The sequence below is a fragment of the Pseudomonas sp. RSB 5.4 genome, from assembly GCF_037126175.1.
Lineage (GTDB): Bacteria > Pseudomonadota > Gammaproteobacteria > Pseudomonadales > Pseudomonadaceae > Aquipseudomonas > Aquipseudomonas fluorescens_H.
The window spans coordinates 64,102-89,053 of record NZ_CP146986.1; the positions used below are offsets into that span (position 1 = coordinate 64,102).

Genomic DNA, 24,952 nt, shown 5'->3' on the forward strand with positions numbered 1-24,952 from the left:
ATAAGGTCTGAACCATGAGTTTGCTCAATATCGGGATGTCGGGTCTGGCGTCGAGCCAGGCCTCTTTGGCTACGACAGGCAACAACATTGCCAACGTCGACACCGCCGGTTATTCACGCCAGCAAACCGTGCAGGGCACCAAGGCCTCGCAGCAGTACGGCACCGTTTTCATCGGCACGGGCACAACCCTGGCTGACGTGCGCCGGGTCTACAACTCCTACCTGGAATCGCAATTGCACACCGCGACTTCGCTCAACAGCGAAGCGGCGTCGTACCTGGCCCAGGCCACGCCCCTGGACGCCACGTTGTCCGACACCAACACCGGCCTGACCGGCGTGTTGCAGAAGTTCTTCACCTCGATGCAGGGCGTCGCGACGTCGGCGACCGATGACACCTCCCGTCAGTCGGTGCTGACCGGCGCACAGGCGCTGACCAGTCGCTTCAACACCATCGCCAAACAGCTGAACGACCAGAACACCAGCATCAACGGCAGCCTGGGCGACATGACGGCCCAGGTGAACAAACTGGCGACCTCGATTGCCAATCTGAACCAGAAGATCGGTGAGATTTCCACTAGTGGCGGTGCCCCGAACGATCTGCTCGACAGCCGTAACGAGGCCGTGCGTCAGCTGTCCGAGCTGACCGGTGCGCAGGTCGTCGAGCGCGGTACCAGCTTCGACGTGTACATCGGCAGTGGTCAGCCACTGGTGATCGGCAACACCACCAACACCCTGAGCACCGTGCCAAGCAAAGACGATCCGTCGCGCATGGCGATCCAGATGGACCGCGGTTCGAGCACCATTGACGTCACTTCGGCGATGACCGGTGGCGAAATCGGCGGCCTGCTGACCTATCGCAGCGACGTCCTCGACCCTTCGCTCAATGAGCTGGGGCGTGTAGCGCTGGTCGTCGCCGATCAGATCAACAGCCAGCAAGCCCAGGGCATCGACAAGAACGGTGACTTCGGCGCAGCACTGTTCAACAACATCAACAGTGCCGCGCTGGTCAGTCAGCGCAGCATCGCGCAGTCGGGCAACAGCGCAGGTTCGGGCAACCTCGATGTGACCATCAAGGACACCGGCAAGCTGACCACCAGCGATTATCAGGTCACCTTCACCAGCGCCACCGACTACTCGGTCAAGCGCTCCGACGGTACCGACCTCGGTTCGTTCAGCACCACCACCAACCCGCCTCCGGTGATCGACGGCTTCAGCCTGTCGCTCAATGGCGGTGCGCTGAGCGCTGGTGACACCTTCAAGGTGACCCCGACCCGTAACGCGGCGGCGAGCATCCAGACGGTGCTCACCGATCCGAAGAAAATTGCCGCCGCCGGCCCATTGACCGGCTCGGCCAGCGCCAACGGCCTGGGCACTTACACCCAGCCGACGCTCAGCGACAAGATTGATATCTACAACCCGACTGCCCAGGCCGACATGCAGGCGGCGCTGAAGAATTCGACGCCGGTCAAACTGGTGTTCGGTGACGCGAGCGGCGGCAGCCAGTCGTACAACCTGGTCGACGCCAAGGGCGCGACCATCGGCACTGGCACCATCGTTCCTGGTCAGTCGAACACGCTGAACCTGAAAGTGGGCATCGTCGACGCCAGCGGCAACCCGGTGATGGACACCACCGTCACGCCGAACGTGCAGAAGACCTTCACCGTGCAGACCACGGTTGGCGGCACGCCGAAGTCCGGCGAAACCTTCACCATGAACCTTACCGGTGCAGCCTCGTCCGACAACCGCAACGCGCAAGCGCTGGTGGCTCTGCAAACCAAGCAAACCGTCGACACCGGTTCGGCGAGCAAAGGCATCAGTCTCACCGACGCCTACAACAAGCTGGTGACCAACGTCGGTACCAAAGCGGCGCAAGGCAAATCCGACGCCACGGCCACTTCGCAGATTCTGGATCAGGCCCAGGGCGCACGCGATTCGCTGTCCGGGGTCAACCTGGATGAAGAAACCGGCAACCTGGTCAAATACCAGCAGTACTACACCGCCTCGTCGCAGATCATCAAGGCGGCGCAGGAAACATTCTCTACGTTGATCAACAGCCTTTAAGGAGTCGTAATTCATGCGCCTTTCCACCGCCCAGTATTACGGCACCCAAGCGGCTGACTATCAGCGTAACTTCAACAAGGCCGTTGCCACCGCGAGCGAGGCCAGCAGCCTGCAGCGCATCAACACCGCCGCTGATGATCCGATCGGTGCCGGTCGTTTGCTGCAACTGGGCCAGCAGGCGGCGATGCTGGATCAGTACAACACCAATATCAGCAGCACCAAGAGCGGGTTGTCCGTACAGGAAACCACGCTGGACTCCATCACCACGGCACTGCAACGTGCCAAGGAATTGTCTCTGGCCGCCAACAACGGCACGGCCACCGACAAGGATCGCCAGGCCTACGCTCAGGAGCTGGGACAGATTCAGCAAACAGTGCTGGGCCTGATGAACTCCAAGGATGCCAACGGCAACTACCTGTTCTCCGGTTCGAAGACCGACACCGCGCCGTACTCGCAGAATGCCGACGGCACCTTTTCATACAACGGTGACCAGACCACCATCAACCTGGGCATCGGCGACGGCATGACCGTCGGCACCAACACCACGGGTTGGGATGCTTTCCAGCAGACCATCAATACCGGTCGCACCAACACCACCATGACTGCTCCGGCGGTGGATGACGGTCGTGTGGTGCTGTCCAACGGTACGGTTGGCACCGCAGCCACCTATGACGCCAAGTTCACCGCTGGCCAGCCTTACACCGTCAGCTTCGTCAGCAGTACTCAGCTGAAAATCACCGATGCCCTGGGCAACGACGTTACCGCCGAGGCCAGCAAGAACGGTGTTGTCAGCAACAGCAGCGGCGCCAACCAGACGGTCAGCTTCCGTGGTGTCGACATGAAGCTGAACATTAACCTGAAGGCGGGTGACACTAACCCTGACGCGGTCATTGCCGGGCACAGTTTCCAGTTGGCTTCCACGCCTGACTCGTTCACCACCACGCGCAGTCCGGGCAACCCGTCTACCGCGGTGATCACCGGTTCCAGCATCACCGACCAGGCGGCGTATAACAATGCCTTCCCGCAAGGTGGCGCGGTCCTCAAGTTCACCAGCGCCACGGCGTTCGATCTGTACGCTGCACCTGTTACCGCTGACAGCAAGCCTGTGTCGTCCGGCACGGTGGCCGGGGGCAACGCAACCGCTGCAGGTGTGACCTTCGCGTTAGGCAGCGCACCGGCAGCGGGTGATCAGTTCTCGATCCAGCCGAACAATCATCAGACCCAGAATATCCTCGACACCCTGGGCCAGATGATCACTGCGATGAACACGCCAATCGATGGCGATGACGTGGCCAAGCAGAAATTCCAGGGCGCGATGGAGGCCGGTCTTGGCAACATCGACAGCGCTAATAATCAGATTGGTGCTGCGGTTACTGCAATCGGTGCGCGTGGTCAGTCGCTGGATATGCAAACCGTGACCAACCAGAGCCTGAGCACCGCGAACACTACGACCCAGGGTTCGATTCGCGACTCGGATCCGGCCGAAGTCATGACCCGCCTGACGTTGCAGCAAACCATGCTGCAGGCAGCGCAACTGGCCTTCAGCAAAATCAGCCAGTTGGGTCTGTTCAACAAGATCTGATGGTCAACGGGTGTGCAAACGCCCGTTTTGCCGTGTCCCCTTAGTTAATGTTTTTTTGCGGTTTTCAGGGCTCGCTTTCAGGAGCGGGCTCGTACCGCCCGTGAGCCCGCCGTGAATTCACTCCCTCTCGTCAGTATTGCCATTCCCGCCTTCAGTCCACGTTTCTTCGAACGGGCATTGCGCAGTGCCGTCGGTCAGAGCTACGGCAATCTTGAAATCATTGTGTGTGATGACAGTCGCGGCAACGAGATCGAAGACATCGTTGCCAAGGTGGTCGAGGGCACGGGTTTTGCCGTGAGCTACGTGCGCAATCCACGCACGTTGGGCATGGTCGGCAACCTGAAGGTCTGCCTCGATCAGGCGCAGGGTGAGTTCATCAAATTTCTGTGTGACGACGACCTTCTCTATTCCACCTGTATCGAACAACAGGCCCACGAACTGTTGCGCGACGAAGTCAGTCTGGTAGTGGCCCAGCGACTTCTGTGGGATGCGGGCGAGATCATCCTGCCTTCGCGTCTGGAAAATACTTCGTTGACACCTTTCAGCGGCTTGCTCAAGGGCGATGATCTGCTGGGAATATTCGAAAAATTCCCGGTCAACGTGCTGGGTGGGTTCAGCAGCGCCTTGTTCCGCCGTGCGGATGTTGTGGAGCTCTTGCCGGCGCTGACCCAGGAAGGTTACTGCTTTGTCGCAACCCTGGATTTCGCGTTGTACGTCTGCCTGTTGCGGCGCGGCAATCTGGCGCTGTCCAACAATGTGCTCAGCGTCGAGCGACTTTACGCAGAGCGCTTGAGCGCACAACAACCCATGAAGGATGCGGTAGAGGTTGAGCGCGAATGGATTTCGCAAATGCTCAAGGCCCGCAGCGGCGAGGCGGCACCTGCATCCGGATGGGTTCGCTACGTCCAGTTGACCAAGGCTGATGAGTCGCCGCGAGTCTGGGAGGAGCTGCCTTTGAGCCGTACTCTCGGTACCAAACAGAGCCGTCAGGAGTGGAGTGTCGGCGCCGACAGTTTCAGTTTCACTGAACTCTATGCGCAGTGGCTGGCGTGTCGGGTGCTCACCGACGAGCAGCGAAAATATCTGCCGGAAACGATTTCCAACTGGCCGCATCAGCCCCGGATCGTGCCGGTCATCATTGATGGTCGGGGCAACCGTAACGGTCTCGAACGCACGTTGGAGGCGCTCGGTGCTCAGGATTACCCGCCAGAATTGATTCTGGTGCTATCGGAGTCCTGTGCCGAAGCCGAGCTGGACGGGCGCGTATTTCGCATGCCGTTGCAAGGGGACGGTCTGGAGCAGATCAATGCGTTGCTGCCGCAGCTGGAAGGCGCCGACTGGTTCTACCTATTGCAGGCCGGTGATTGTCTGGTAGCGCCAGCGCTGTTGATAATGGCAGAGCGGATCGCGCACTCGAACACGTTCACCTGCCTGTACAGCGATGAGGGCAGTTTGCGCGGTGGTGAGTCGGTAGAGCCGGCTTTCAAACCGGATTTCAACATCGATCTCATGCGCAGCTACCCTTACGTCGGGCGTGCTCTGGCGTTCAAGCGCGAGCGTTTTCTTGAGCTGGGCGGGTTTGAGCCGGACTTTGCCGAGCTGGCAGCGCATGACGTGCTGTGGCGCATGGTCGAGAGCGACGGGACGCAGGCTATCGGCCATGTCGCGGAAGTTTTACTGGAGTCCAGGCACGACCTTTCCAAATGGCTTGCCGAACCAGGCGTCGTGGAGCAAAACCCACGGGTGCTCGAAGCGCATTTGCAGCGTTTGGAGGTCGCACACGGTATTCGCCGTGGCAGTCGCGAGTTGCTCAATCGTATCGACTATCAACATGCCCGACGCCCGTTGGTGTCGATCATCATTGTGACGCAGGACCAGACAGCCGCTTTGCAGCGCTGTGTCGAGACGCTACTGGAAAAAACTGCTTACACCGAGTACGAATTGCTGTTGGTCGACAACGGCAGCAAAAGCGCTGAAGCACTGGCCTGGCTGGAAGGCATGGCGCAGCTGGGCAGTGACCGGATCCGCGTAATCACCTGCTCGCAAACGAGTAATGTCGCTGCATTGCACAATTTCTCGGTGGCGCAGGCGCGCGGCGAGTATGTGTTGATGCTCAACTCCTTTGTGGTGATTACTCAGGCTGACTGGCTGGACGAACTGGTCAACCATGCACAGCGCCCGGAAGTGGGTGTGGTCGGAGCCAAACTGTTCAACCCGGACGGTTGCGTGTTGCATGCCGGCCTGATTCTTGGCTTGCAAGGGCCGGTCGGTCTTCCGTTTTACGGTCAGCCTGCACAGTCCGACGGCTATATGTTCCGTCTGCAAGCGGTGCAAGACCTGAGCGCTGTGGGTGGCGATTGTCTGATGATCCGCAAATCGCTCTTCGAGGCGCTTGGGGGGCTGGATGAGCATGATCTGAAACAAGCGCTCAATGTCGCGGATCTCTGCCTGCGGATCGGTCAGGAAGGCTATCTGGTGGTGTGGAACCCTTACGCCATTCTGGCCATTGGCGAACGGCCAACCAGTGTGGCGACGGAGCAGGAAGAGCAACTGCATGTCCAGGAACAGGAAGTGTTTTATCGACGTTGGCTGCCGCTCATTGCGCGTGACCCGGCTTATAACGTCAACCTGGCCTTGCAGGGTATCGGAGCGACTTGCTTCAGTCTTGAGCCGGGGCTGCGCACTGGCTGGAGCGCATTCTCCAGAGTGCAGTTGCCCAATGTGCTTGCGGTGCCGATCAATGCCTCGGCGATTGGGCATTACCGCATGAGTCAGCCGTTGATCGAGCTGAAGGCGGCCAACAGAGTAGAGGGGCGCATTTGTTACGGCTTGCCATCGATCATTGATATCGAGCGCCAGACGCCTGACGTGATCGTGCTGCAAGGACGCTACTCGGAGCACGCCATCGATGAAATTCCACCACTGAAGAAGTATTTCAATGCGCGGCGAATCTTCGAGCTGGACGACTATGTGATTGACGTTCCACATCGCAACGCGCACATCCGCAACATGCCGAGCAAGCAGGACATGGAGCGTATGGTACGACGTGCTATCGGCCTGTGTGATCGTGTGGTGGTCTCCACTCAGCCGCTCGCCAACGTCCTGTCGGACATGCATCACGATATTCGTGTTGTGCCGAACATGTTGGCCAAAGACATGTGGAGCAACCTTCGCAGCCAGCGCCGTACCTCGAAAAAACCTCGAGTGGGCTGGGGCGGAGGCACCAGTCACCATGGCGATCTGGCGGTCATCGCCGACGTGGTTCGTGAGCTGGCGAATGAAGTCGAATGGGTGTTCTTCGGCATGTGTCCGGATGACCTGCTGCCGTACATGCACGAGTTCCACGGTGTAATCCCCCTCGAGGTGTATCCGGCAAAACTGGCCAGTCTCAACCTGGATCTTGCGTTGGCGCCGCTGGAGTTTCACATCTTTAACGACTGCAAGAGCAACCTGCGTCTGCTGGAATATGGTGCCTGCGGTTACCCTGTGATCTGCACCGACACCGAGGCCTATCGCGGCTACCTGCCGTGCACGCGGATCAAGACCAACACCACCGATGAGTGGCTGCAAGCGATCCGCATGCACCTGGCCGATCCGGATGCCAGCTACCGCATGGGTGATGATTTGCGTGAGGTCGTGTTGCGTGACTACGTGTTGCGTGGCGATAACCTGCGGTATTGGGAGTATGGCTGGCTGGCGGATTGATCGATTCGCGCACGGCCCCACTGCAAAAACAGGCGACTTTCGAGTCGCCTGTTTTTTTTGCGTGGCGAAAAGTTTTTGTATCAAGCCCGATACTTTTTTTGGCCGCGGGCTCAAGCATCGGGATTTTTCTGTCGATACCTTTCCATACGCTCAATTGGCACGGTCAGCGAAGACCGCCCGGCCAGTGTCTGAGGTGACCGATTTCCGGATTCGACAACAACGCAAGGAAGAAGCAAATGGCAGTAGTAAATGGAACGAGTGAAGCGGATGTCCTGTCGGGCACCGATGGCAATGACGAACTCCATGGACTGGAGTCCGACGATCAGCTGCTGGCCAGTGCGGGATCCGACCTGCTCGACGGTGGTGAAGGTTTTGACACGGCGAACTATTACGCAATGGGGTCGGGAGTCAGCGTCGAGTTTGGCACTGGTGTGGCAACGGTCGCAGGGTCTGACGGCAAGATCGATACGCTGGTGTCGGTGGAAAAGGTGGCCGGCAGTTATCACAACGACACGTTTACCGTTTCCGTGGGCGGGGTGACGCTGGAGGGCAGCGGCGGTGATGATCTGTACATCGTCGACGCCGAAGGCGTGACCCTCGTTGAAGAAAACTACGGTGGCTACGACGAGCTGCGCACCAGCCTCAACACGGTCAAGATGGACCCATTCATCGAGAAGCTGACCTTCACTGGCACGGGGGATCTCAAGGTTTACGGCAATGCCAGTGATAACGAGATCATCGGTGGCGCGGGCAATGACTGGCTGTGGGGTGGCGCCGGTGCCGACCACTTCGTCGGTGGCGATGGTTACGATACGGTCAGCTACAGCGACAGTCTCGAGGGCGTGCGCGTCGAAGACTTTACCAACTACGACGGACTGACCATTGCTTACGGCGATACCTTTACCGGTATCGAGGCGATTCAGGGCTCGGGGTTCGATGATGTGATTTATCGCCATCAAGGCTCGATGGTCATCGATGGTGCCGACGGTCATGACACCGTGAATTATCGTTACGCGTTCGATGTGGCCAACGTTGTGATCGGCGGTGGCACCAATGCTGCGGGCGATACGTTGCTTAGCGTGGAAGAAGTCATCGGCTCCACCGGTGCTGACCGCTTCACCGTGAACGCCAGCGGTGTGACGGTCGCAGGCGGTCACGGTGATGACGTTTATGTGATCAACAGCGCCGGCGTGACGGTCGAGGAAGACGACAGTTTCATGGGCGGAACCGATCACGTGTTCACCAGCCTTTCGGAACTGAAGCTGAGTGCGTTCGTGGAAAACCTGACCTATACCGGCACTGCCGACTTCACCGGCTACGGTAACGACGAAGCCAACACCATCATTTCCGGTGCCGGCAATGACGTGTTGCTGGGCGGTGCAGGTGGCGACCGTTTTGTAGGCGGAGCCGGTGTCGACACCGTCAGCTACGAAGACAGCACTGAGGGGTTGAGTGTCTCTCTCGGCTGGGGCCTGCAGAGCGGGATCGCTCTTTACGACACGTACATCGACATCGAAAACCTGCGTGGCAGCCATTTCAATGATGTGCTGCAAGGTGATTGGGGCGACAACATTCTGGAGGGCGGTGCGGGCGACGATTTCATTCAGGGTGGCGCAGGTGCGGACATTCTTTATGGAGGCCTGGCATCCGGTCTGGATGGCGAGGCGCCGCAGAACGATACGCTGATTGGTGGCGATGGCGATGACACCTATGTGGTGAATGCCCCAGGCCTGGTATCCATTCAGGATATGGCGAGCAGCTACAACGACACCCTGATCATGAACACCATTGCCAACCTCAGTCAGTTGAGCGTCACGCGCGTCGGCGACGATGCCTACCTGCACGGCGCCAATGACGGCAGCAGCGGTGTGCCGGCCAATGGCGTGAAACTGGTGGACTGGTATGTGGGTGGGTATAACAACATCGAGCATCTGCAGACCGCTGACGGCCAGTCCTACGACCTGCCTGCCATGATCGATGGATTCGCGATGTTTGGCTGATCCGTCCGATTCATTGAAGTAGCTGGATGAAAGGGATGATTCCGGAAACGGACTCATCCCTTTTTCATGCCTTGAATTCCCGCCGACGCCGCGCTCGCGGAGCTGGCGCGTTTCCTGCAAGTCCCCCTCAAATCGCCATAAAACGAGCGCTCGCGGTCATCGCAGCGGCGCCGCAGGCGGCAAAAGGGTTAGCCAGACGGCGCGCATCGCTCAAAAAAGCCATGCGCAGCCCAGTGACGAACGAGAGGGGAGACGATGAAGGCAGTTATTTTGGCGGGTGGCCTCGGCACACGCATCAGTGAAGAGTCGCACCTCAAGCCCAAGCCGATGATCGAGATCGGCGGCAAGCCAATTCTCTGGCACATCATGAAGCAGTATTCCGCTCACGGAATCCACGACTTCGTGATTTGCCTGGGCTACAAGGGCTATGCGATCAAGGACTTCTTCGCCAACTACTTCCTGCACACCTCCGACGTCACTTTCAACATGCGCGAGAACCGCATGGACGTGCATCAGAATTACAGCGAGCCGTGGAGCGTCACCCTGATCGACACCGGCGAGGAAACCATGACCGGTGGTCGTCTGTTGCGTGCCGGTCGTTACCTCAAGGATGAAGAGGCGTTCTGCTTCACCTACGGCGATGGCGTTTCCGACATCAACATTGCTCAGCTCGTCGATTACCACAAAGCCCACGGTCGCCTGGCCACCGTCACCGCGGTGCAGCCGCCGGGACGTTACGGCGCCCTCGAGCGCCAGGGCGATCAGGTGCTGGGTTTCACCGAGAAACCGCGCGGCGACGGTGGCTGGATCAACGGCGGCTTCTTCGTGCTGTCACCCAAAGTCCTGTCCTATATCACTGGCGATGAAACCACCTGGGAAGCCGAGCCGCTGGCGCGTCTGGCTCAGGAAGAACAGTTGAACGCCTTCGAACACGAAGGCTTCTGGCATCCGATGGACACCCTGCGCGACAAGAACCATCTCGAAGCGCTGTGGCAGAGCGGGGAGGCCCCATGGAAGCAATGGGCCTGAGCGCGGATTTCTGGCGCGGCAAACGTGTGCTGGTCACCGGTCACACCGGTTTCAAGGGCAGTTGGCTGACCCTGTGGCTGCAAAGCCTCGGCGCGCAAGTCAGCGGTTTCTCGCTGGATCCGTCGACCGAACCGAGCCTGTATGAACTGGCGCGGGTTCACGAAGGGATCAACGATCAGCGCGGTGATCTGCGCGATCTCGGCGCGTTGCTGGAGATCATTGCCGACACCGAGCCGGAGATCGTCCTGCACCTGGCCGCGCAGCCACTGGTGCGTGAAGGCTATCGCGACCCGCTGGGGACTTACTCCAGCAATGTCATGGGCACGCTGAACCTGCTCGAAGCGATCCGTCAGGTCGGTTGCGTACGCGCCTGCGTGCTGGTGACCACCGACAAGGTTTACGCCAACAAGGAATGGCTGTGGCCGTACCGCGAAGACGAAGCCCTTGGCGGGCACGATCCTTACAGCAGCAGCAAGGCCTGCTGCGAATTGTTGGCACAGTCTTATGCGGCGTCGTTCTTCCCGGCCGACAAGTACGCCGAGCACGGTCTGGCCCTGGCCACCGCGCGCGCTGGCAACGTGCTGGGCGGCGGCGACTTCGCCCCGGAGCGCCTGATTCCCGACGTGCTCAAAGCCTGGACTGCCGACGAGCCGGTGACCCTGCGTTACCCGCAAGCCGTGCGCCCGTGGCAGCACGCGCTGGAACCGCTGGCCGGTTACCTGCAACTGGCGGCGGGGCTCTACGAACAAGGCCCGGAATACGCCGGGGCGTGGAACTTCGGCCCGGGCGAGGCGGACATGTGCAGCGTCGGCGAAGTGGTCGAACTGCTCGCCAGTCGCTGGCCACAGGCACGCGGTTTGCGCATCGAAAAAAGCGAGCTGCACGAGGCTGGCCTGCTGCGCCTGGACAGCAGTCGCGCCCGTCAGGTGTTGGGCTGGCAGCCACGTTGGACCTTGCAGCAGTGCCTGACCCAGACCCTCGACTGGCATCTGGCGTGGCAGAACGGCGATGACATGCGCAACGTCACTCTCGGTCAACTGAACCTGTACCGAGGCGCGCTGTGAGCGAGTTTTCCTTGAAACCGTTGCCGCTGGCCGGGCTGTTCAGCGTCCAGCACAAACGTTTCGAAGATCAGCGCGGGCACTTCGCCCGGTTGTTCTGCGAAGGCAGCCTGAGCGCGTTCGGCAGCGAATTTCACATCCGCCAGATCAACCATTCCTGCACCCGCGAGAAGGGCAGTGTGCGCGGTCTGCATTACCAGAACGCCAATGCACCGGAAGCCAAGCTGATCACCTGTCTGCGCGGTGAGGTGTGGGATGTGGCGGTGGATCTGCGCCCTGATTCCGAAACCTTTTTGCACTGGCACGCCGAGCATCTGCAGGCCGGCGACGGTCGCAGCCTGTTGATTCCGGCCGGCTTCGCCCACGGCTTCCAGACCCTGAGCGACGACGCCGAACTGCTTTACCTGCACAGCGCTGATTACGCGCCGGAACATGAGGGCGGTCTGTCGGTGAACGATCCACGGCTGGCGATTGCCTGGCCGTTGCCTGTCAATAATTTGTCAGCGCGTGATTCCAGCCATCCCGCGCTCGATCAACACTTTGCTGGAGTGCGTCTATGAACTGCCGTGGGTGCGCCGCACCGCTGAGCCTGCCGCTGATCGACCTCGGCACCTCGCCACCGTCCAACGCCTACGTGCACGCCGAGCGCCTGGAACAGGCCGAGCAATGGGTGCCGCTGAAGGTTGCCGTGTGCCAGCAATGCTGGCTGGTGCAGACCGAGGATTACACCCGCGCCGACAGCCTGTTCGATGCCGAGTACGCTTACTTCAGTTCGTTCTCCAGCACCTGGCTGGCCCATGCCGAGCGCTATGTCGCCGAGATGGTCGAGCGCTTTGCTCTGAACGCCGACAGCCGTGTGGTCGAAATTGCCGCCAATGACGGCTATCTGCTGCAGTACGTCGCTGCTCGCGGCATCCCGTGTCTGGGTGTCGAGCCGACCCGCAGCACCGCGCAAGCGGCGCGGGAAAAGGGTCTGCAGATTCGTGAAGTGTTCTTCGGTCGCGACAGCGCAGCACAGCTGAAAAGCGAAGGCTGGGGTGCCGACCTGATGGCCGCCAATAACGTGCTCGCGCATGTGCCGGACATCAATGATTTCCTCGGTGGTTTCGCCACGCTGCTCAAGCCAACCGGCGTCGCCACTTTTGAATTTCCGCAACTGCTGACGCTGATGGCCGGTGCGCAGTTCGACACGCTGTACCACGAGCACTATTCCTATCTGTCGCTGACCGCGGTGCAGGCACTGTGCGAGCGCAATGGTCTGGAAGTGTTTGATGTCAGTCAGTTGAGCACTCATGGCGGTTCGCTGCGGGTGTTCGTGCAACGCCAGGACGGCGAACGGCGTGCGGTGCAGCCGGCGGTGCAGCAACAGTTGCAGGCCGAACTGGATGCCGGGGTGAAAACCCCTGAGTACTACGCGACCCTCGCGCCGGCTGCCGAACGCATCAAGCATGAACTGCTGCGCTTCCTGTTGCAGGCCAAGGCCGACGGCAAGCGTGTGGTCGGTTACGGCGCGGCGGCCAAGGGCAACACCTTGCTCAACTACGCCGGGGTCAAACCCGACCTGCTGGCGTGGGTGGCCGATGCTAACCCGCACAAGCAGGGCAAGTTTCTGCCGGGCAGCCGTATCCCGATTGTCGCGCCGACGCAGATCGATAGCGAAAAACCGGACTACGTGCTGGTACTGCCGTGGAACCTGCTGCACGAAGTCAGTCAGCAACTGGCGCAGGTGCGTCAGTGGGACGGGCGCTTCGTGATCGCCGTGCCTGAGATGAAAATCCTGTGAAAGTTCTGGTCACCGGGGCCACGGGCTTCGTCGGCCGGCATCTGGTCGCGGCGTTGCTCGCGCGTGGCTGCGACGTTCGCGCGGTGGCGCGCAATTCAGATACGGCTGCGAGCATGCCGTGGATCAACGACGTCGAATTCGTCGCGGCGGATATTCATGCGGCGGATCTGGATATTGCGGCGCTCACCGACGGCATCGAGGTCCTCGCGCATCTGGCCTGGCCGGGGTTGCCGAACTATCGGGCGCTGTTCCATTTCGAGCACAACCTGATGGCCGACTACCGCTTTATCAAAAGCGCGGTCGAGGCGGGTGTGGCGCAAGTGCTGGTGACGGGCACCTGCTTCGAGTACGGCATGCAAAGCGGCCCGCTCAGTGAGCAGGTCGAGCCGCAGCCGAGCAATCCTTACGGTCTGGCGAAACACACGCTGCATCTGTTTTTGCAAAATCTGCAGCAGGAAAAACCGTTCACCTTGCAGTGGGCGCGTCTGTTCTATCTGCATGGCGAAGGGCAGAACCCCAACAGTCTGCTGGCAGCGCTGGACCGGGCGATCGATGCAGGGGAGGCGTCGTTCAACATGTCTGGCGGCGAGCAGTTGCGGGACTTTTTGCCGATCGCCAGCGCCGCCGCTTACCTCGCCACGATCGTCCATCAGCGCGATTTCAACGGCGTGATCAACTGCGCCAGCGGCCAACCGGTATCGGTGCGCGCACTGGTTGAACAACGGCTGCGCGAGCGCGGTGCGGCACTGAATCTGAACCTCGGCCATTACCCTTATCCGACCCATGAACCGATGGCGTTCTGGGCCGTGACCGAGCGTTTGCAACAGCTACTGGGAGAGCCGCAATGAGGCACGAGTTGTATCGGGTTACCGACCTGCCGGTGTTGCAGAACCGCACCTTTGCCGACCCGGAGTCGGCCAAGGCTTCGGCCAGCGCCGACATGCTGCTGGTGCAGGATGAGCGCAGCGGCCTGATCTTCAACGCCGCGTTCGATGCCGACAAGCTCAGCTATGACGCTGACTATCAGAACGAGCAGGCCCATTCGGGCCAGTTCCAGAAGCACCTGAGCGACGTCGAAGGCATCATCGCCAGGCACTTCAAGGGTCAGGAGCTGATCGAAGTCGGCTGCGGCAAGGGCTACTTCCTTGAGCTGCTCAAGGGCCTCGGTTATTCGATCACCGGGATCGATCCGGCCTACGAAGGCGAAAACGCCGACGTGATCAAGGCGCCGTTCACCCGTGGTCTCGGCCTGGCGGCGGACGCCATCGTCCTGCGCCATGTGCTGGAACACATCGAAGATCCGGTGAGCTTTCTGGCGGTGATTGCCGAAGCCAATCAGGGCGGGCAGATCTACATCGAAGTGCCGTGCTTCGACTGGATCCTCGAGCACAAGGCCTGGTTCGACCTGTTCTACGAGCACGTCAATTATTTCCGCCTCGATGACCTGCGCCGGATGTTCGGCACCGTGCACGAGGCCGGTCACCTGTTCGGTGGCCAGTACCTGTACATCGTCGCCGACCTGTCGACGTTGCGCCTGACCCCGCAGCAACCGGTGCCACGCCTGACGCTGCCGGACGGTTTCACGGCGAGCCTTGAGCGCGCGGTGCAGATCATTCAATCCGCACCCGAGCAGGGTTCGGCGATCTGGGGCGCATCGTCCAAAGGCGTGATCTACTCGCTGTTCCTGCAGCGCGCGGGTGTCGCGGTGGATCGTGTGGTGGATATCAACCCGGCCAAGCAGGGGCGTTATCTACCCCTGAGCGGCGCGCGAGTGTCCTCGCCGCAAGAGGCCATGGATGCCTTGCCCGAAGGCGCCCACCTGTTTGTGATGAACTCCAATTACCTCGAAGAAATCAAGCGGATGACCGGTGGACGCTACGTCTATCACGCCGTCGATAGCGCTTCGTTCCAGTGACCATTGAGACTTTGAACATGACCGACAACAGCATCAACCAAGCCTTCGAAGCCGAATGCCGCGAGCAGATCGCCCAGCAGGGTGACGACCAGAAACTCACTGGCCTGGCCCGTGACTTCTTCAACGAATCGGCCAAACACAAGTACAGCTACCACTTCTCGTGGATGGGCCGCCCGATCATCCAGTTGCCACAAGACATGATGGCGATGCAGGAGATCATCTGGCAGGTCAAGCCGGATCTGGTCATCGAGTGCGGCATCGCCCACGGCGGTTCGATCATCTACTACGCCTCCCTGCTGGAACTGCAAGGTCACGGCGAAGTGCTGGGCATCGACCTCGACATCCGCCCGCACAACCGTGAAGCGATCGAAAGCCACCCGATGGCCAAGCGCATCAAGATGATCGAAGGTTCGAGCATCGACCCGGCCATCGCCGCTCAGGTGCAGGCTGCGGCCAAGGGCAAGAAGGTCATTCTGGTGCTCGACTCCAACCACACCCACGACCACGTGCTCGAAGAGCTGCGCCTTTACGCGCCGCTGGTCTCGGTCGACAGCTACTGCGTGGTGATGGACACCGTGGTCGAAGACATGCCGGCCGATTTCTTCCCGGATCGCCCTTGGGGCCCGGGTGATAATCCTAAAACCGCAGTGTGGAAGTACCTGGAAGAGAACCAGGATTTCGAGATCGACCAGCAATTGCAGAACAAGCTGCTGATCACCGTGGCGCCGGACGGCTATCTGCGTCGCGTTCGTTAATTCGCAACATCACCAAAGCGTTATCTCGGCGAGTCGCCGGTTGTGGAGAGAAGTTATGCAAGGCAAGTACAGTTCTGAACTGGCGCTACCGCTCAACGAGCTGTTGACCGTGGTGCTGATTACTCACAATCGGCCGGCGTTCCTGCGCCGGGCGGTGAAGTATTACAGCAGCTTGCCCTGCCGGATCATGGTGCTCGACTCCACACCCGAGCGGCCGGAAGGGGATTTTTCCGCCGTCGATTATCACCATGTGCCGCAGTTCGCTTACTGGGGCATGCAGTCCAAACTGGCTTATGGTGTAGAGCGACTGACCACGCCGTACATGGTGCTGGCGGCTGACGACGATTTTATCCTGCACGATTCGCTGGCCGAGTCCGTCGGTTTCCTGCAGGCGAATCAGGACTACGGCATGTGCCACGGCTACTGCCTGATGTACCTGTCTCTGGCACACGGGGTGAGTTACTACCGCCGCGACAAGAAGGTCCAGGAAGATTATGCGTCGGAGCGGGCTCAGGATCGGGTCATCGATTACATGAGTCAGTACATCCCGCCGTTCTACGCGGTGACCCGTACCGATCTGATGAAGACTTGGCATTCGGCGCTGCCGCCGGGTACCAGTTTCCAATGGCAGGAAATCGGTCACGTGTATTTTCTGCTGGCCAGTGCCAAGGCGCGGATCCTGCCGATGCCTTACGTGGTTCGCGAGATCAACTATGGTGCCTCCGAGCACAGCACGGATGTGTATCACTCGCTTACTTACGTCGACAGTAAGTCGGTTGCCGAACGCGAGGCTTTCACCGATTTCCTTATAACGCTGCCGACCGAGATCAATGGCCTGGACACCGAACAGGCCAAGGCCTTCGTCGAACAGAGTTACGAAGCGATGGCCGAGAGTCTGCGGACCGGCCGGGCTCTGGCTGCCGAGTTGATTTTTGAATCCACCTGGAATCAGCACTCGAAAGTACCGGATCGTCGTTTCGGACCACTGCAATATGTCGAGATGCCGTTCTACAACCAGGCGTTCTTCGACCGTCTGGAACAGTTCGAATTCATGCTGCACGCCATGCCGGCCGGGCGCATGCAGCTGGAAGGGCTAGAAGGTATCTGGGCGCGCCAGACGCACCTGTTGCAGGCACGCAATAACGATAATCCAGAGAGTGTGCTGGACCGTTTGTGGCAGGCGCATGACCTCAATGCCTTCAATCGAAATGTGCTCAAGCGTCTGGCGGGGCAATTGGACCTGTTGGGCGACGCCGAAGCGGCGCCGGCGATTCATGAATGGATTGCCCGTCTCGAGTCGCTGAGCGTCGACGATCATCGCGCAGTCTTTGACAATATGACGTCGGGTCGCCTGCTCAACTGGCTGGCCGCGCGAGCGCCTTCCGAACAACAGTTCGAGTCAATCCGTCAGCACCTGGCAACTAACGGTGGTGGTCCGCAGTTCGGGATTTTCCTGCTTGATCTGGATAACGACATCGACAAACTGCAGGTCTCTCTCGACAGCCTGCTCGAGGGGCACTGCAAGGCGTTCAAGATTGTCGTGCTCACCACCGGCGAACCACCAGCGGCAACCACGGCGCAAAACATTCTGCATTTTGTCCGGGTCACTCCAGGCAATTTTGTCGACAGGCTCAACCAGAGCATTCGGCAGTCTCCCTGCGATTGGATGTTGCTGGCGCAGGCGGGGGATGAGTTCACGTCGAGCGGATTGCTGCGTGCCAGCCTGGAGTTGATGTCCGTCGAGGGCGTTCACGCGGTTGCCACCGATGAAGTCCAGCGCAAGGAAGGCGGGGCGCTGATTGACGTGTTCCGCCCCGGCTTCAATCTGGATCTGCTGCAGAGTGTTCCTTCGTTGATGGCGCGCCACTGGTTGATTCGCCGAGAGGTACTGCTTGAGGTTGGCGGTTATCAGTCGGATTTCCACAAGGCGCTGGAATTCGACTTGCTGCTACGGATCATTGAGCAAGAAGGGCTCGGTGGCCTGGCCCACCTTGACGAACCGTTGTTGATTACCCAGGCAGCGGTGCTGGAAGAAAACGCCCACGAGCGTCAGGCCTTGTTGCGTCACCTGGGTCATCGTGGCTACAAGGCGCGGATCAGTTCGACAGTGCCGGGGACCTACCAGATTGATTACCGCCATTGCGAACAGCCGAAGGTTTCGATCATCCTGCCTGCGGGCGGCGATCTTGCGGAACTGCAACGCTGCCTGAACGGCGTGTTGTTGCGAACGCGCTACACCCGTTATGAGGTGCTGATTGCGGCCAATCCGCATTTGTCGGCTGCGATCAATGACTGGCTGGGTTCTCTGCAGAATGCCAGGGTGCGCGTGCTGTACGCCGATCGGCCACTGACTGAGGTGGCACTGTGCAATGCGGCGAGTCAGGAGGCACAGGGCGAGTATCTGGTACTGCTGGCAGCGGACAGCGAAGTGGTCAATCCGAACTGGCTCGAGTCTTTGCTCAACCACGCTCAGCGTCCGGAAGTCGGCATCGTGGGAGCCAAAATGATTGATCGCGACGGCAAGATTTCTCAGGCCGGTTTGATTCTTGGTCTGAACGGTGGCGTCGGATCGGCCTTCATCGGCGAAACACACACGACCGAAGGCTATATGCAGCGCCTCGTCGTCGAGCAGAATTACTCAGCCGTGTCGAAGGTGTGCCTGATGGTGCGCAAAGAGTTGTTCGACGCGCTCGGCGGTCTGGACGAAGTGACCTTTGCCGACGGTTTCAGCGACGTCGATTTGTGCCTCAAGGCCGGTCAGGCCGGTTACCTCACGGTGTGGACGCCGCTGGTGCAGGTGCTGCACACCGGCGAACTGCCGCAGGCTCCCGAAGCATTGGCGGCATTACGGGAGAAATGGAGCGCGGCCTTCGCCCAGGATCCGGCGTATAACGCCAACCTGGCCCTGACCGGCAAAGGCTTCACTCTGGGCGACAGTGCCCCGATCAATTGGGCGCAGTTGCTCGCCTGAGCCGGCCGACAGGAATCCGAACATGTTCAACGGTAAATCGATCTTCATCTCCGGCGGCACCGGCTCGTTCGGGCGCAAGTTCATCGCCCGTCTGCTTGAGCAATACCAGCCCAAGCGCGTGGTGGTGTTCTCCCGCGATGAGCTCAAGCAGTACGAAATGCAGCAGACGTTCAACGCGCCATGCATGCGTTACTTTCTCGGTGACGTGCGCGACGCCGATCGTCTGCGGCAGGCCATGCGCGGCATCGACTACGTGGTGCACGCGGCGGCGCTCAAGCAGGTGCCGGCGGCGGAGTACAACCCGACCGAATGCATTCGCACCAACGTCAATGGCGCGGAGAACATCATCGCCGCTGCCATCGACAACGGCGTGAAGAAAGTCGTGGCGCTGTCCACCGACAAGGCTGCCAGCCCGATCAACCTGTATGGCGCAACCAAGCTGCTCTCGGACAAACTGTTCGTCGCCGCCAACAACATTGCCGGCGAACAACAAACGCGTTTTGCCGTGGTGCGCTACGGCAACGTGGCGGGCTCGCGGGGGTCGGTGGTGCCGTTCTTCAGCAAGCTGATTGCCGACGGTGCTACGGAGCTGCCGATCACCGACGAGCGCATGACCCGCTTCTGGATCACCCTCGATCACGGCGTGCAGTTTGTCCTCGACAGCTTTGCGCGGATGCACGGTGGCGAAGTGTTCGTGCCGAAGATCCCGTCGATTCGCATCGTCGATCTGGCGCGAGGCATGGCCGAGCATCTGCCGCACAAGAACGTCGGTATTCGTCCCGGTGAAAAACTGCATGAACTGATGGTGCCGCTGGACGATGCGCGGATGACCCTGGAGTTTGAAGATCACTACACGATTCAGCCGTCGATCCGCTTCACCAGCGTCGATGTCGATTTCTCCGTGGACAAGCTCGGCGAGCATGGCCGGCCGGTGAATGAAGATTTCGAATACCGCTCCGATACCAATCCGCACTACCTCTCGGTCGGGCAGATCGCCGAGCTGCACGCGAAGCTCTCGGCATGATTCCCTACGGTCGGCAGAGCGTTGATCAGGCGGACATCGATGCAGTGGTCGAGGTGCTGCAATCGGACTGGCTGACCCAGGGCCCGAGCATCGAGCGTTTCGAGCAGGCAATGGCCGAACGATGCGAGGCCGACTTCGCCGTGGCGGTGTGCAACGCCACGGCGGCGCTGCACATCGCCTGCCTCGCGGCCGGCCTTGGCCCGGGCGATCGCTTGTGGACCACGCCGAACACTTTTTTGGCTTCGGCCAACTGCGGGCGCTACTGCGGCGCCGATGTGGATTTCGTCGACATCGATCCACTGACCTGGAACCTCGATGCCTTCGCCCTCGCCGCGAAGCTCGATCAGGCCGAGCAGGATGGCACGTTGCCGAAAGTGTTGGTGGCGGTGGCGTTCTCCGGGCAGAGCTGCGACCTGCGCAAGATTGCCGAATTGGCCGAGCGCTACAACTTCACCGTGATCGAAGATGCCTCGCACGCCGTGGGCGCCAGCTACGCCGGGCGCCCGGTGGGTTGCGGGGAATTCGCAGCAATGACCGTGTTCAGTTTCCACCCGGTGAAGATCATCACCAGCGCCGAAGGCGGCATGGTCCTGACCAATCGCCCGCAACTGGCGGAGCGTCTGCAACGTCTGCGCAGCCATGGCATGACCCGCGATCCGCAGCAGATGAGCGAACCCAGCCACGGCCCGTGGTATTACCAGCAGATCGAGCTGGGTTTCAATTACCGGATCACCGATTTGCAGGCGGCGCTGGGCCTGTCGCAACTGGCCAAGCTGGACGGCTTCATCGCCCGTCGCCGCGAACTGGCGGCGCGTTACGACCGTTTACTGGCCTACCTGCCACTGACCTTGCCCAGCGCGCAGCCGGAGGCGGATTCGGCGTGGCATCTGTACGTGGTGCGCCTGCAGACCGAGCGCATCGGCCTGACCCACCGTCAGGTGTTCGAAGGCTTGCGTGCCGCCGGTATCGGCGTGAACCTGCACTATATTCCGGTGCATTTGCAGCCGTACTATCGCGATCTGGGGTTTGCCGAAGGCGACTTCCCCGAAGCCGAGCGTTATTACGCCGAGGCGATCAGCCTGCCGCTGTACCCGTTGCTCAGTGACGAGCAGCAGGATCATGTGGTCGAGCAATTGCGCCGGCTGACCGAATAAATCCCGCTGCGGCGGCGAATGAGACTGTGCAATGCGTGATCTGAGTGAGCAGGAAAAATTCTGGCAGGGCGACTTTGGCAACCAGTATGTCGATCGCAACGTCGGACAGCCGCTGGTCGCGGCCAACCTGGCGTTGTTCGCCAAGGCTTTGAGCCGCACCGGCCGGATCGAAAGTCTGCTGGAGCTGGGCACCAATGCCGGCAACAACCTGCAGGCGTTGCATCAGTTGCTGCCGCAAAGTGAATTGTTCGGGGTCGAGATCAATGAAAGCGCCTGTGCTCAGGCGCGGGCACTGGGCATCGCGCAGATCTGGCACGGCTCGCTGTTTGATTTTCCCCGCGAGCGCAGCTACGACCTGACCCTGAGCAAAGGCGTGCTGATCCATCTGGCGCCGGAACTGCTGCCGACTGCCTATGCGCAGCTGTATGAGCTGAGCCAGCGCTACATCCTGATCGCCGAGTACTACAATCCGGCGCCGGTGGAGGTGTCCTATCGCGGCAACAGCGGCAAGCTGTTCAAGCGCGATTTCGCCGGGGAAATGCTTGATCGTTATGCCGATCTGCACTTGCTCGATTACGGCTTTGGTTATCACCGTGACCCGCAATTCCCGGTGGACGACATCACCTGGTTTCTGCTGGAAAAACGTCCTTGAACAGCGTCGCAATCATCCCGGCCCGTGGTGGCAGCAAGCGCATCCCGCGCAAGAATCTGTTGCCGTTCGACGGTGTGCCGATGATTGTCCGCTCGATCCGTACGGCGCTCGACAGTGGCCTGTTCGAACAGGTCGTGGTCAGCACCGATGACGCCGAAATTGCCGAGCTGGCGCTGGCCCATGGTGCGCAAGTGCCGTTCCTGCGCCCGGCTGAACTGGCGGATGATTTCACCGGCACTGCTGCGGTGATCGTGCATGCCTTGCAACAACTGCCCGCGTTCGATTACGCCTGCTGCGTGTACGCCACGGCGCCGTTGTTACAGGCGCGTTTTCTGCGTCAGGGGTTGGAGTTGCTGCAGCAGCATCCGCAGAAGTCGTTTGCGTTCTCCGTGTGCAGCTTTGGTTTCCCCGTGCAGCGGGCGCTGACGCTGGACGGGCAGGGCGCATTGACTGCGTTGTACCCGGAATTTCGCAATACCCGCTCGCAGGATCTGCCTGAAGCTTTTCAGGACGCCGGCCAGTTTTACTGGGGCCGTAGCGATGCGTGGTTGCGCGACGAGGTGCTGTATTCAAGCGCCAGCCTGCCGGTGATTCTGCCGCGGCATCTGGTGCAGGACATCGACACGCTGGAAGACTGGAAGCGCGCCGAATACCTCTACGCCGCGCTCAAGGCCGGCGGAGAACTGCAATGAGAGTGCTGATCCGCGCCGACGCTTCGCCGACCATCGGCAGTGGCCACATTGCCCGCTGCCTGACGCTGGCACGAGTGCTGCGCAAGCAAGGCAGTCATGTCGCCTTTGCCTGCAGGCGGTTGCCAGGGCATCGGCTCGATGCCTTGGCTGCCGAAGGTTTCGAGACCTTCGCCTTGCCGGACTTCTACCCCGACGAAGACCCGCAGCAAGCCATCGAATCGATGCTGCCGTGGCAGGCTGATATCGAGGCGCTGGACGCCTTGCTGGCAGGTCACGCCGCATTCGACTGGATCATTGCCGACCACTACGGTCTCGATCATCAGTGGCAGACGGCCGCCCGTCGTTGGGCGCCTCGGGTCGCGGCGGTGGATGATCTCGCCACCCGCCGTTACAGCGTTGATCTGCTGCTCAATCAGAACCTGTCCGGTCTCAGCGCAAACTATGCGCCACTGCTGCCCATAGGCTGCCGCACCTTGCTCGGCCCGCGCTACGCCATGCTGCGCGAAGAGTTCGTCTGCCCGGCCATCGAGATCAAACCCAAGGCCCGCCGTGTGCTGGTGAATTTCGGCGGTTTCGATGCGGCTCGCCAGACTCATCACGCGATGCTGGCGCTGGCGGATTTTTCGGCGCTTGAAGTGGATTTCGTCGCCGGTGCCGACAACCCGGCCTGGGCAGAGATGCAGGCACTGGCCGAAACCCGACCCCACTGGCGCCTGCACAGTTTCGTCAGCGATTTCCAACAACGCATGACCGAAGCCGATCTGTTTATCGGCGCCGGCGGCGGCACCAGTTGGGAACGCGCGGCGCTGGGTCTGCCGACGATCTGCATCGCGGTATCGAACAATCAGCAGGCCAACGGCGAAGTCATGGCAGCGGCGGGGGCGCATGTGTTCATGGGCGCCCGCGAGCAGGTGAGTGTCGAGCAGTTGCGCGACGCCATCGGTTTTGTCGTCGACAATGTCTATCTGCGCCAAAGCCTGGCCGAACGCTCGCGACAGTTGGTGGATGGGCGCGGTGCGTTGCGGGTGGCGGCAGCGCTGGCCGGTGCAGTGCTCACGCTGCGCCCGGCGACCCTCGATGATGCGCAACTACTGTTCGACGGGCGCAATGCCGAGGCTGTGCGGCGCTGGTCACTGGACACGGCTGCAATCGAATGGCCGCAGCACCTGAATTGGCTCAATGCGAGCCTGCGCAACCCGCAGCGCCTGCTGTTGATTGCCGAGGCCGATGACGGGCCGGTTGGCGTCTTGCGCTATGACCTGCGCGGCTTCGAAGCTGAGGTGTCGCTGTATCTGCTTGATGGGCGTTTCGGTCTCGGCTGGGGCAGGGCGCTGCTGGCGCGAGGTGAGGCGTTCGTCCGCGAGCACTGGCCGCAGTTGAGCGCGATTACCGCGCAGGTCTTGCCGCGCAATCGCCCCTCTTTGAATGTATTTCGTGACGCCGGATTCACCCAGAGTGCCTGCGCGTTCACCCAGGTTTTGAAGGATCACCGCGATGAGTAGTTTCAAGATTGGCGAGCGTCTGATCGGTGCCGATGCGCCGCCGTTCATCATTGCCGAGATGAGCGGCAACCATAACCAGTCGCTGGAGGTGGCCCTGCAGATCGTCGAGGCCGCCGCCAAGGCCGGCGCGCATGCCTTGAAGTTGCAGACGTACACCGCGCAGACCATGACTCTGGATCTGACCGAGGGCGAGTTTTTCATCAAGGATCCGAACAGCCTGTGGGCCGGTACTTCGCTGTACGACCTGTATGAGAAAGCCCATACCCCGTGGGAGTGGCACGCACCGATTTTCGCCCGGGCCAAAGAGCTGGGGATGCTCGCGTTCTCGACGCCGTTCGATGACACGGCGGTGGACTTTCTCGAAAGCCTCGACGTGCCGGCCTACAAGATCGCCAGTTTCGAAAACACCGATCTGCCGTTGATTCGTCGCGTGGCGGCGACCGGCAAACCGCTGATCATCTCCACCGGCATGGCCAGCATCGCCGAACTCGACGAAACCGTGCGTGCCGCCCGCGAGGCGGGGTGCAAGGATCTGGTGCTGCTCAAATGCACCAGCACTTACCCGGCAACGCCGCTCAACAGCAACCTGCGCACGATCCCGCACCTGCGTGAGCTGTTCGGTTGTGAGGTGGGTCTTTCCGATCACTCCATGGGCGTTGGCGTGTCCGTGGCCGCTGTGGCGCTCGGGGCGACCGTGGTAGAAAAGCACTTTACCCTCGACCGTTCGGCAGGTGGGGTCGACGCGAGTTTCTCGCTGGAACCCGCCGAACTGGCCAGTCTGGTGGTCGAAACCGAACGCGCCTGGCAGGCCATGGGCCAGGTGCATTACGGCGTCACCGAGGCCGAGCGCAAGTCGCTGGTTTATCGCCGTTCGCTGTACGTCACCGCCGACATGGCCGCCGGTGAGCCCTTCACCGCAGCCAATCTGCGCGCCATTCGCCCCGGTCTCGGTCTGCCGCCCAAGCACACCGATGCCGTCCTCGGTCGTCGCGCTCGTCTGGCGATCAAACGCGGCACGCCGCTGGACTGGTCGTTGGTCGAATAACCCGATCTGCAACCGATTCGGC

General features: G+C 60.7%; 18 protein-coding genes. All 18 read left to right on the forward strand.

Annotation, left to right across the window (positions count from 1 at the left end):
• Positions 1-14: 14 nt before the first annotated feature.
• The 18 genes from flgK (at position 15) to pseI (ending at position 24,930) form a co-directional block, all read left to right on the forward strand.
• Positions 15-2,060: a flagellar hook-associated protein FlgK gene (gene flgK, locus V9L13_RS00270; protein ID WP_103483900.1), complete on the forward strand. Its 2,046-nt coding sequence runs from the start codon at positions 15-17 to the stop codon at positions 2,058-2,060.
• A 13-nt stretch (positions 2,061-2,073) separates the two neighbouring features.
• The gene (locus V9L13_RS00275; protein ID WP_262142303.1) at positions 2,074-3,642 is read left to right on the forward strand and encodes a flagellar hook-associated protein 3; all 1,569 of its coding nucleotides are present in this window, start codon (positions 2,074-2,076) and stop codon (positions 3,640-3,642) included.
• Positions 3,643-3,753: 111 nt separating this feature from the next.
• Positions 3,754-7,347 carry a glycosyltransferase gene (locus V9L13_RS00280; RefSeq protein ID WP_338801127.1) on the forward strand — a complete coding sequence of 1,198 codons (3,594 nt, stop codon included), beginning with the start codon at positions 3,754-3,756 and terminating at the stop codon, positions 7,345-7,347.
• Between the two features lie 236 nt (positions 7,348-7,583).
• Positions 7,584-9,347 carry a calcium-binding protein gene (locus tag V9L13_RS00285; protein WP_338801128.1) on the forward strand — a complete coding sequence of 588 codons (1,764 nt, stop codon included), beginning with the start codon at positions 7,584-7,586 and terminating at the stop codon, positions 9,345-9,347.
• A gap of 255 nt (positions 9,348-9,602) precedes the next feature.
• Positions 9,603-10,376, forward strand: coding sequence for a glucose-1-phosphate cytidylyltransferase (gene rfbF, locus V9L13_RS00290; RefSeq protein ID WP_338801129.1), 774 nt, complete (start codon positions 9,603-9,605; stop codon positions 10,374-10,376).
• Positions 10,358-11,440 (forward strand): CDP-glucose 4,6-dehydratase, encoded by a 1,083-nt coding sequence (gene rfbG, locus V9L13_RS00295; RefSeq protein ID WP_003222822.1) that lies wholly within the window; start codon positions 10,358-10,360, stop codon positions 11,438-11,440. Before rfbF ends, rfbG begins: the two co-directional genes overlap by 19 nt.
• Positions 11,437-11,997 carry a dTDP-4-dehydrorhamnose 3,5-epimerase gene (rfbC, locus tag V9L13_RS00300; RefSeq protein ID WP_338801130.1) on the forward strand — a complete coding sequence of 187 codons (561 nt, stop codon included), beginning with the start codon at positions 11,437-11,439 and terminating at the stop codon, positions 11,995-11,997. Before rfbG ends, rfbC begins: the two co-directional genes overlap by 4 nt.
• Entirely contained in the window at positions 11,994-13,220 is a 1,227-nt protein-coding gene (locus V9L13_RS00305; RefSeq protein ID WP_338801131.1) for a class I SAM-dependent methyltransferase, read from the forward strand. Before rfbC ends, V9L13_RS00305 begins: the two co-directional genes overlap by 4 nt.
• Positions 13,217-14,068 (forward strand): NAD(P)-dependent oxidoreductase, encoded by an 852-nt coding sequence (locus V9L13_RS00310; RefSeq protein ID WP_338801132.1) that lies wholly within the window; start codon positions 13,217-13,219, stop codon positions 14,066-14,068. Before V9L13_RS00305 ends, V9L13_RS00310 begins: the two co-directional genes overlap by 4 nt.
• Positions 14,065-15,135 carry a class I SAM-dependent methyltransferase gene (locus V9L13_RS00315; protein ID WP_338801133.1) on the forward strand — a complete coding sequence of 357 codons (1,071 nt, stop codon included), beginning with the start codon at positions 14,065-14,067 and terminating at the stop codon, positions 15,133-15,135. The genes V9L13_RS00310 and V9L13_RS00315 overlap by 4 nt, the downstream gene beginning before the upstream one ends.
• A gap of 17 nt (positions 15,136-15,152) precedes the next feature.
• The gene (locus V9L13_RS00320) at positions 15,153-15,890 is read left to right on the forward strand and encodes a cephalosporin hydroxylase family protein (RefSeq protein WP_027614220.1); all 738 of its coding nucleotides are present in this window, start codon (positions 15,153-15,155) and stop codon (positions 15,888-15,890) included.
• Between the two features lie 55 nt (positions 15,891-15,945).
• Complete coding sequence (locus V9L13_RS00325; protein WP_338801134.1) at positions 15,946-18,861, forward strand: TIGR00180 family glycosyltransferase; 2,916 nt, start codon at positions 15,946-15,948, stop codon at positions 18,859-18,861.
• A gap of 22 nt (positions 18,862-18,883) precedes the next feature.
• Complete coding sequence (pseB, locus tag V9L13_RS00330; RefSeq protein WP_338801135.1) at positions 18,884-19,885, forward strand: UDP-N-acetylglucosamine 4,6-dehydratase (inverting); 1,002 nt, start codon at positions 18,884-18,886, stop codon at positions 19,883-19,885.
• A complete protein-coding gene (gene pseC / locus V9L13_RS00335; protein WP_338801136.1) occupies positions 19,882-21,039 on the forward strand; it encodes a UDP-4-amino-4,6-dideoxy-N-acetyl-beta-L-altrosamine transaminase in 1,158 nt (385 codons plus the stop codon). Before pseB ends, pseC begins: the two co-directional genes overlap by 4 nt.
• Before the next feature lie 31 nt (positions 21,040-21,070).
• Positions 21,071-21,691 carry a pseudaminic acid biosynthesis-associated methylase gene (locus V9L13_RS00340; protein WP_338801137.1) on the forward strand — a complete coding sequence of 207 codons (621 nt, stop codon included), beginning with the start codon at positions 21,071-21,073 and terminating at the stop codon, positions 21,689-21,691.
• Positions 21,688-22,383: a pseudaminic acid cytidylyltransferase gene (gene pseF, locus V9L13_RS00345; protein ID WP_338801139.1), complete on the forward strand. Its 696-nt coding sequence runs from the start codon at positions 21,688-21,690 to the stop codon at positions 22,381-22,383. The genes V9L13_RS00340 and pseF overlap by 4 nt, the downstream gene beginning before the upstream one ends.
• Positions 22,380-23,885 carry a UDP-2,4-diacetamido-2,4,6-trideoxy-beta-L-altropyranose hydrolase gene (pseG, locus tag V9L13_RS00350; RefSeq protein WP_338801140.1) on the forward strand — a complete coding sequence of 502 codons (1,506 nt, stop codon included), beginning with the start codon at positions 22,380-22,382 and terminating at the stop codon, positions 23,883-23,885. Before pseF ends, pseG begins: the two co-directional genes overlap by 4 nt.
• On the forward strand, positions 23,878-24,930 hold the full coding sequence (gene pseI / locus V9L13_RS00355) for a pseudaminic acid synthase (RefSeq protein WP_338801141.1): 1,053 nt from the start codon (positions 23,878-23,880) through the stop codon (positions 24,928-24,930). The genes pseG and pseI overlap by 8 nt, the downstream gene beginning before the upstream one ends.
• The last annotated feature ends 22 nt before the right edge of the window (positions 24,931-24,952 follow it).

What these genes read in the sequence shown, in the direction of transcription:
- rfbF (WP_338801129.1), top strand. Translation starts at nt 9,603, where the DNA reads ATGAAGGCAGTTATTTTGGCGGGTGGCCTCGGCACACGCATCAGTGAA.
- V9L13_RS00275 (WP_262142303.1), top strand. Translation starts at nt 2,074, where the DNA reads ATGCGCCTTTCCACCGCCCAGTATTACGGCACCCAAGCGGCTGACTAT.
- V9L13_RS00315 (WP_338801133.1), top strand. Translation starts at nt 14,065, where the DNA reads ATGAGGCACGAGTTGTATCGGGTTACCGACCTGCCGGTGTTGCAGAAC.
- V9L13_RS00305 (WP_338801131.1), top strand. Translation starts at nt 11,994, where the DNA reads ATGAACTGCCGTGGGTGCGCCGCACCGCTGAGCCTGCCGCTGATCGAC.
- V9L13_RS00340 (WP_338801137.1), top strand. Translation starts at nt 21,071, where the DNA reads ATGCGTGATCTGAGTGAGCAGGAAAAATTCTGGCAGGGCGACTTTGGC.
- pseG (WP_338801140.1), top strand. Translation starts at nt 22,380, where the DNA reads ATGAGAGTGCTGATCCGCGCCGACGCTTCGCCGACCATCGGCAGTGGC.
- rfbG (WP_003222822.1), top strand. Translation starts at nt 10,358, where the DNA reads ATGGAAGCAATGGGCCTGAGCGCGGATTTCTGGCGCGGCAAACGTGTG.
- V9L13_RS00320 (WP_027614220.1), top strand. Translation starts at nt 15,153, where the DNA reads ATGACCGACAACAGCATCAACCAAGCCTTCGAAGCCGAATGCCGCGAG.
- V9L13_RS00325 (WP_338801134.1), top strand. Translation starts at nt 15,946, where the DNA reads ATGCAAGGCAAGTACAGTTCTGAACTGGCGCTACCGCTCAACGAGCTG.
- pseC (WP_338801136.1), top strand. Translation starts at nt 19,882, where the DNA reads ATGATTCCCTACGGTCGGCAGAGCGTTGATCAGGCGGACATCGATGCA.
- pseB (WP_338801135.1), top strand. Translation starts at nt 18,884, where the DNA reads ATGTTCAACGGTAAATCGATCTTCATCTCCGGCGGCACCGGCTCGTTC.
- flgK (WP_103483900.1), top strand. Translation starts at nt 15, where the DNA reads ATGAGTTTGCTCAATATCGGGATGTCGGGTCTGGCGTCGAGCCAGGCC.
- V9L13_RS00285 (WP_338801128.1), top strand. Translation starts at nt 7,584, where the DNA reads ATGGCAGTAGTAAATGGAACGAGTGAAGCGGATGTCCTGTCGGGCACC.
- pseI (WP_338801141.1), top strand. Translation starts at nt 23,878, where the DNA reads ATGAGTAGTTTCAAGATTGGCGAGCGTCTGATCGGTGCCGATGCGCCG.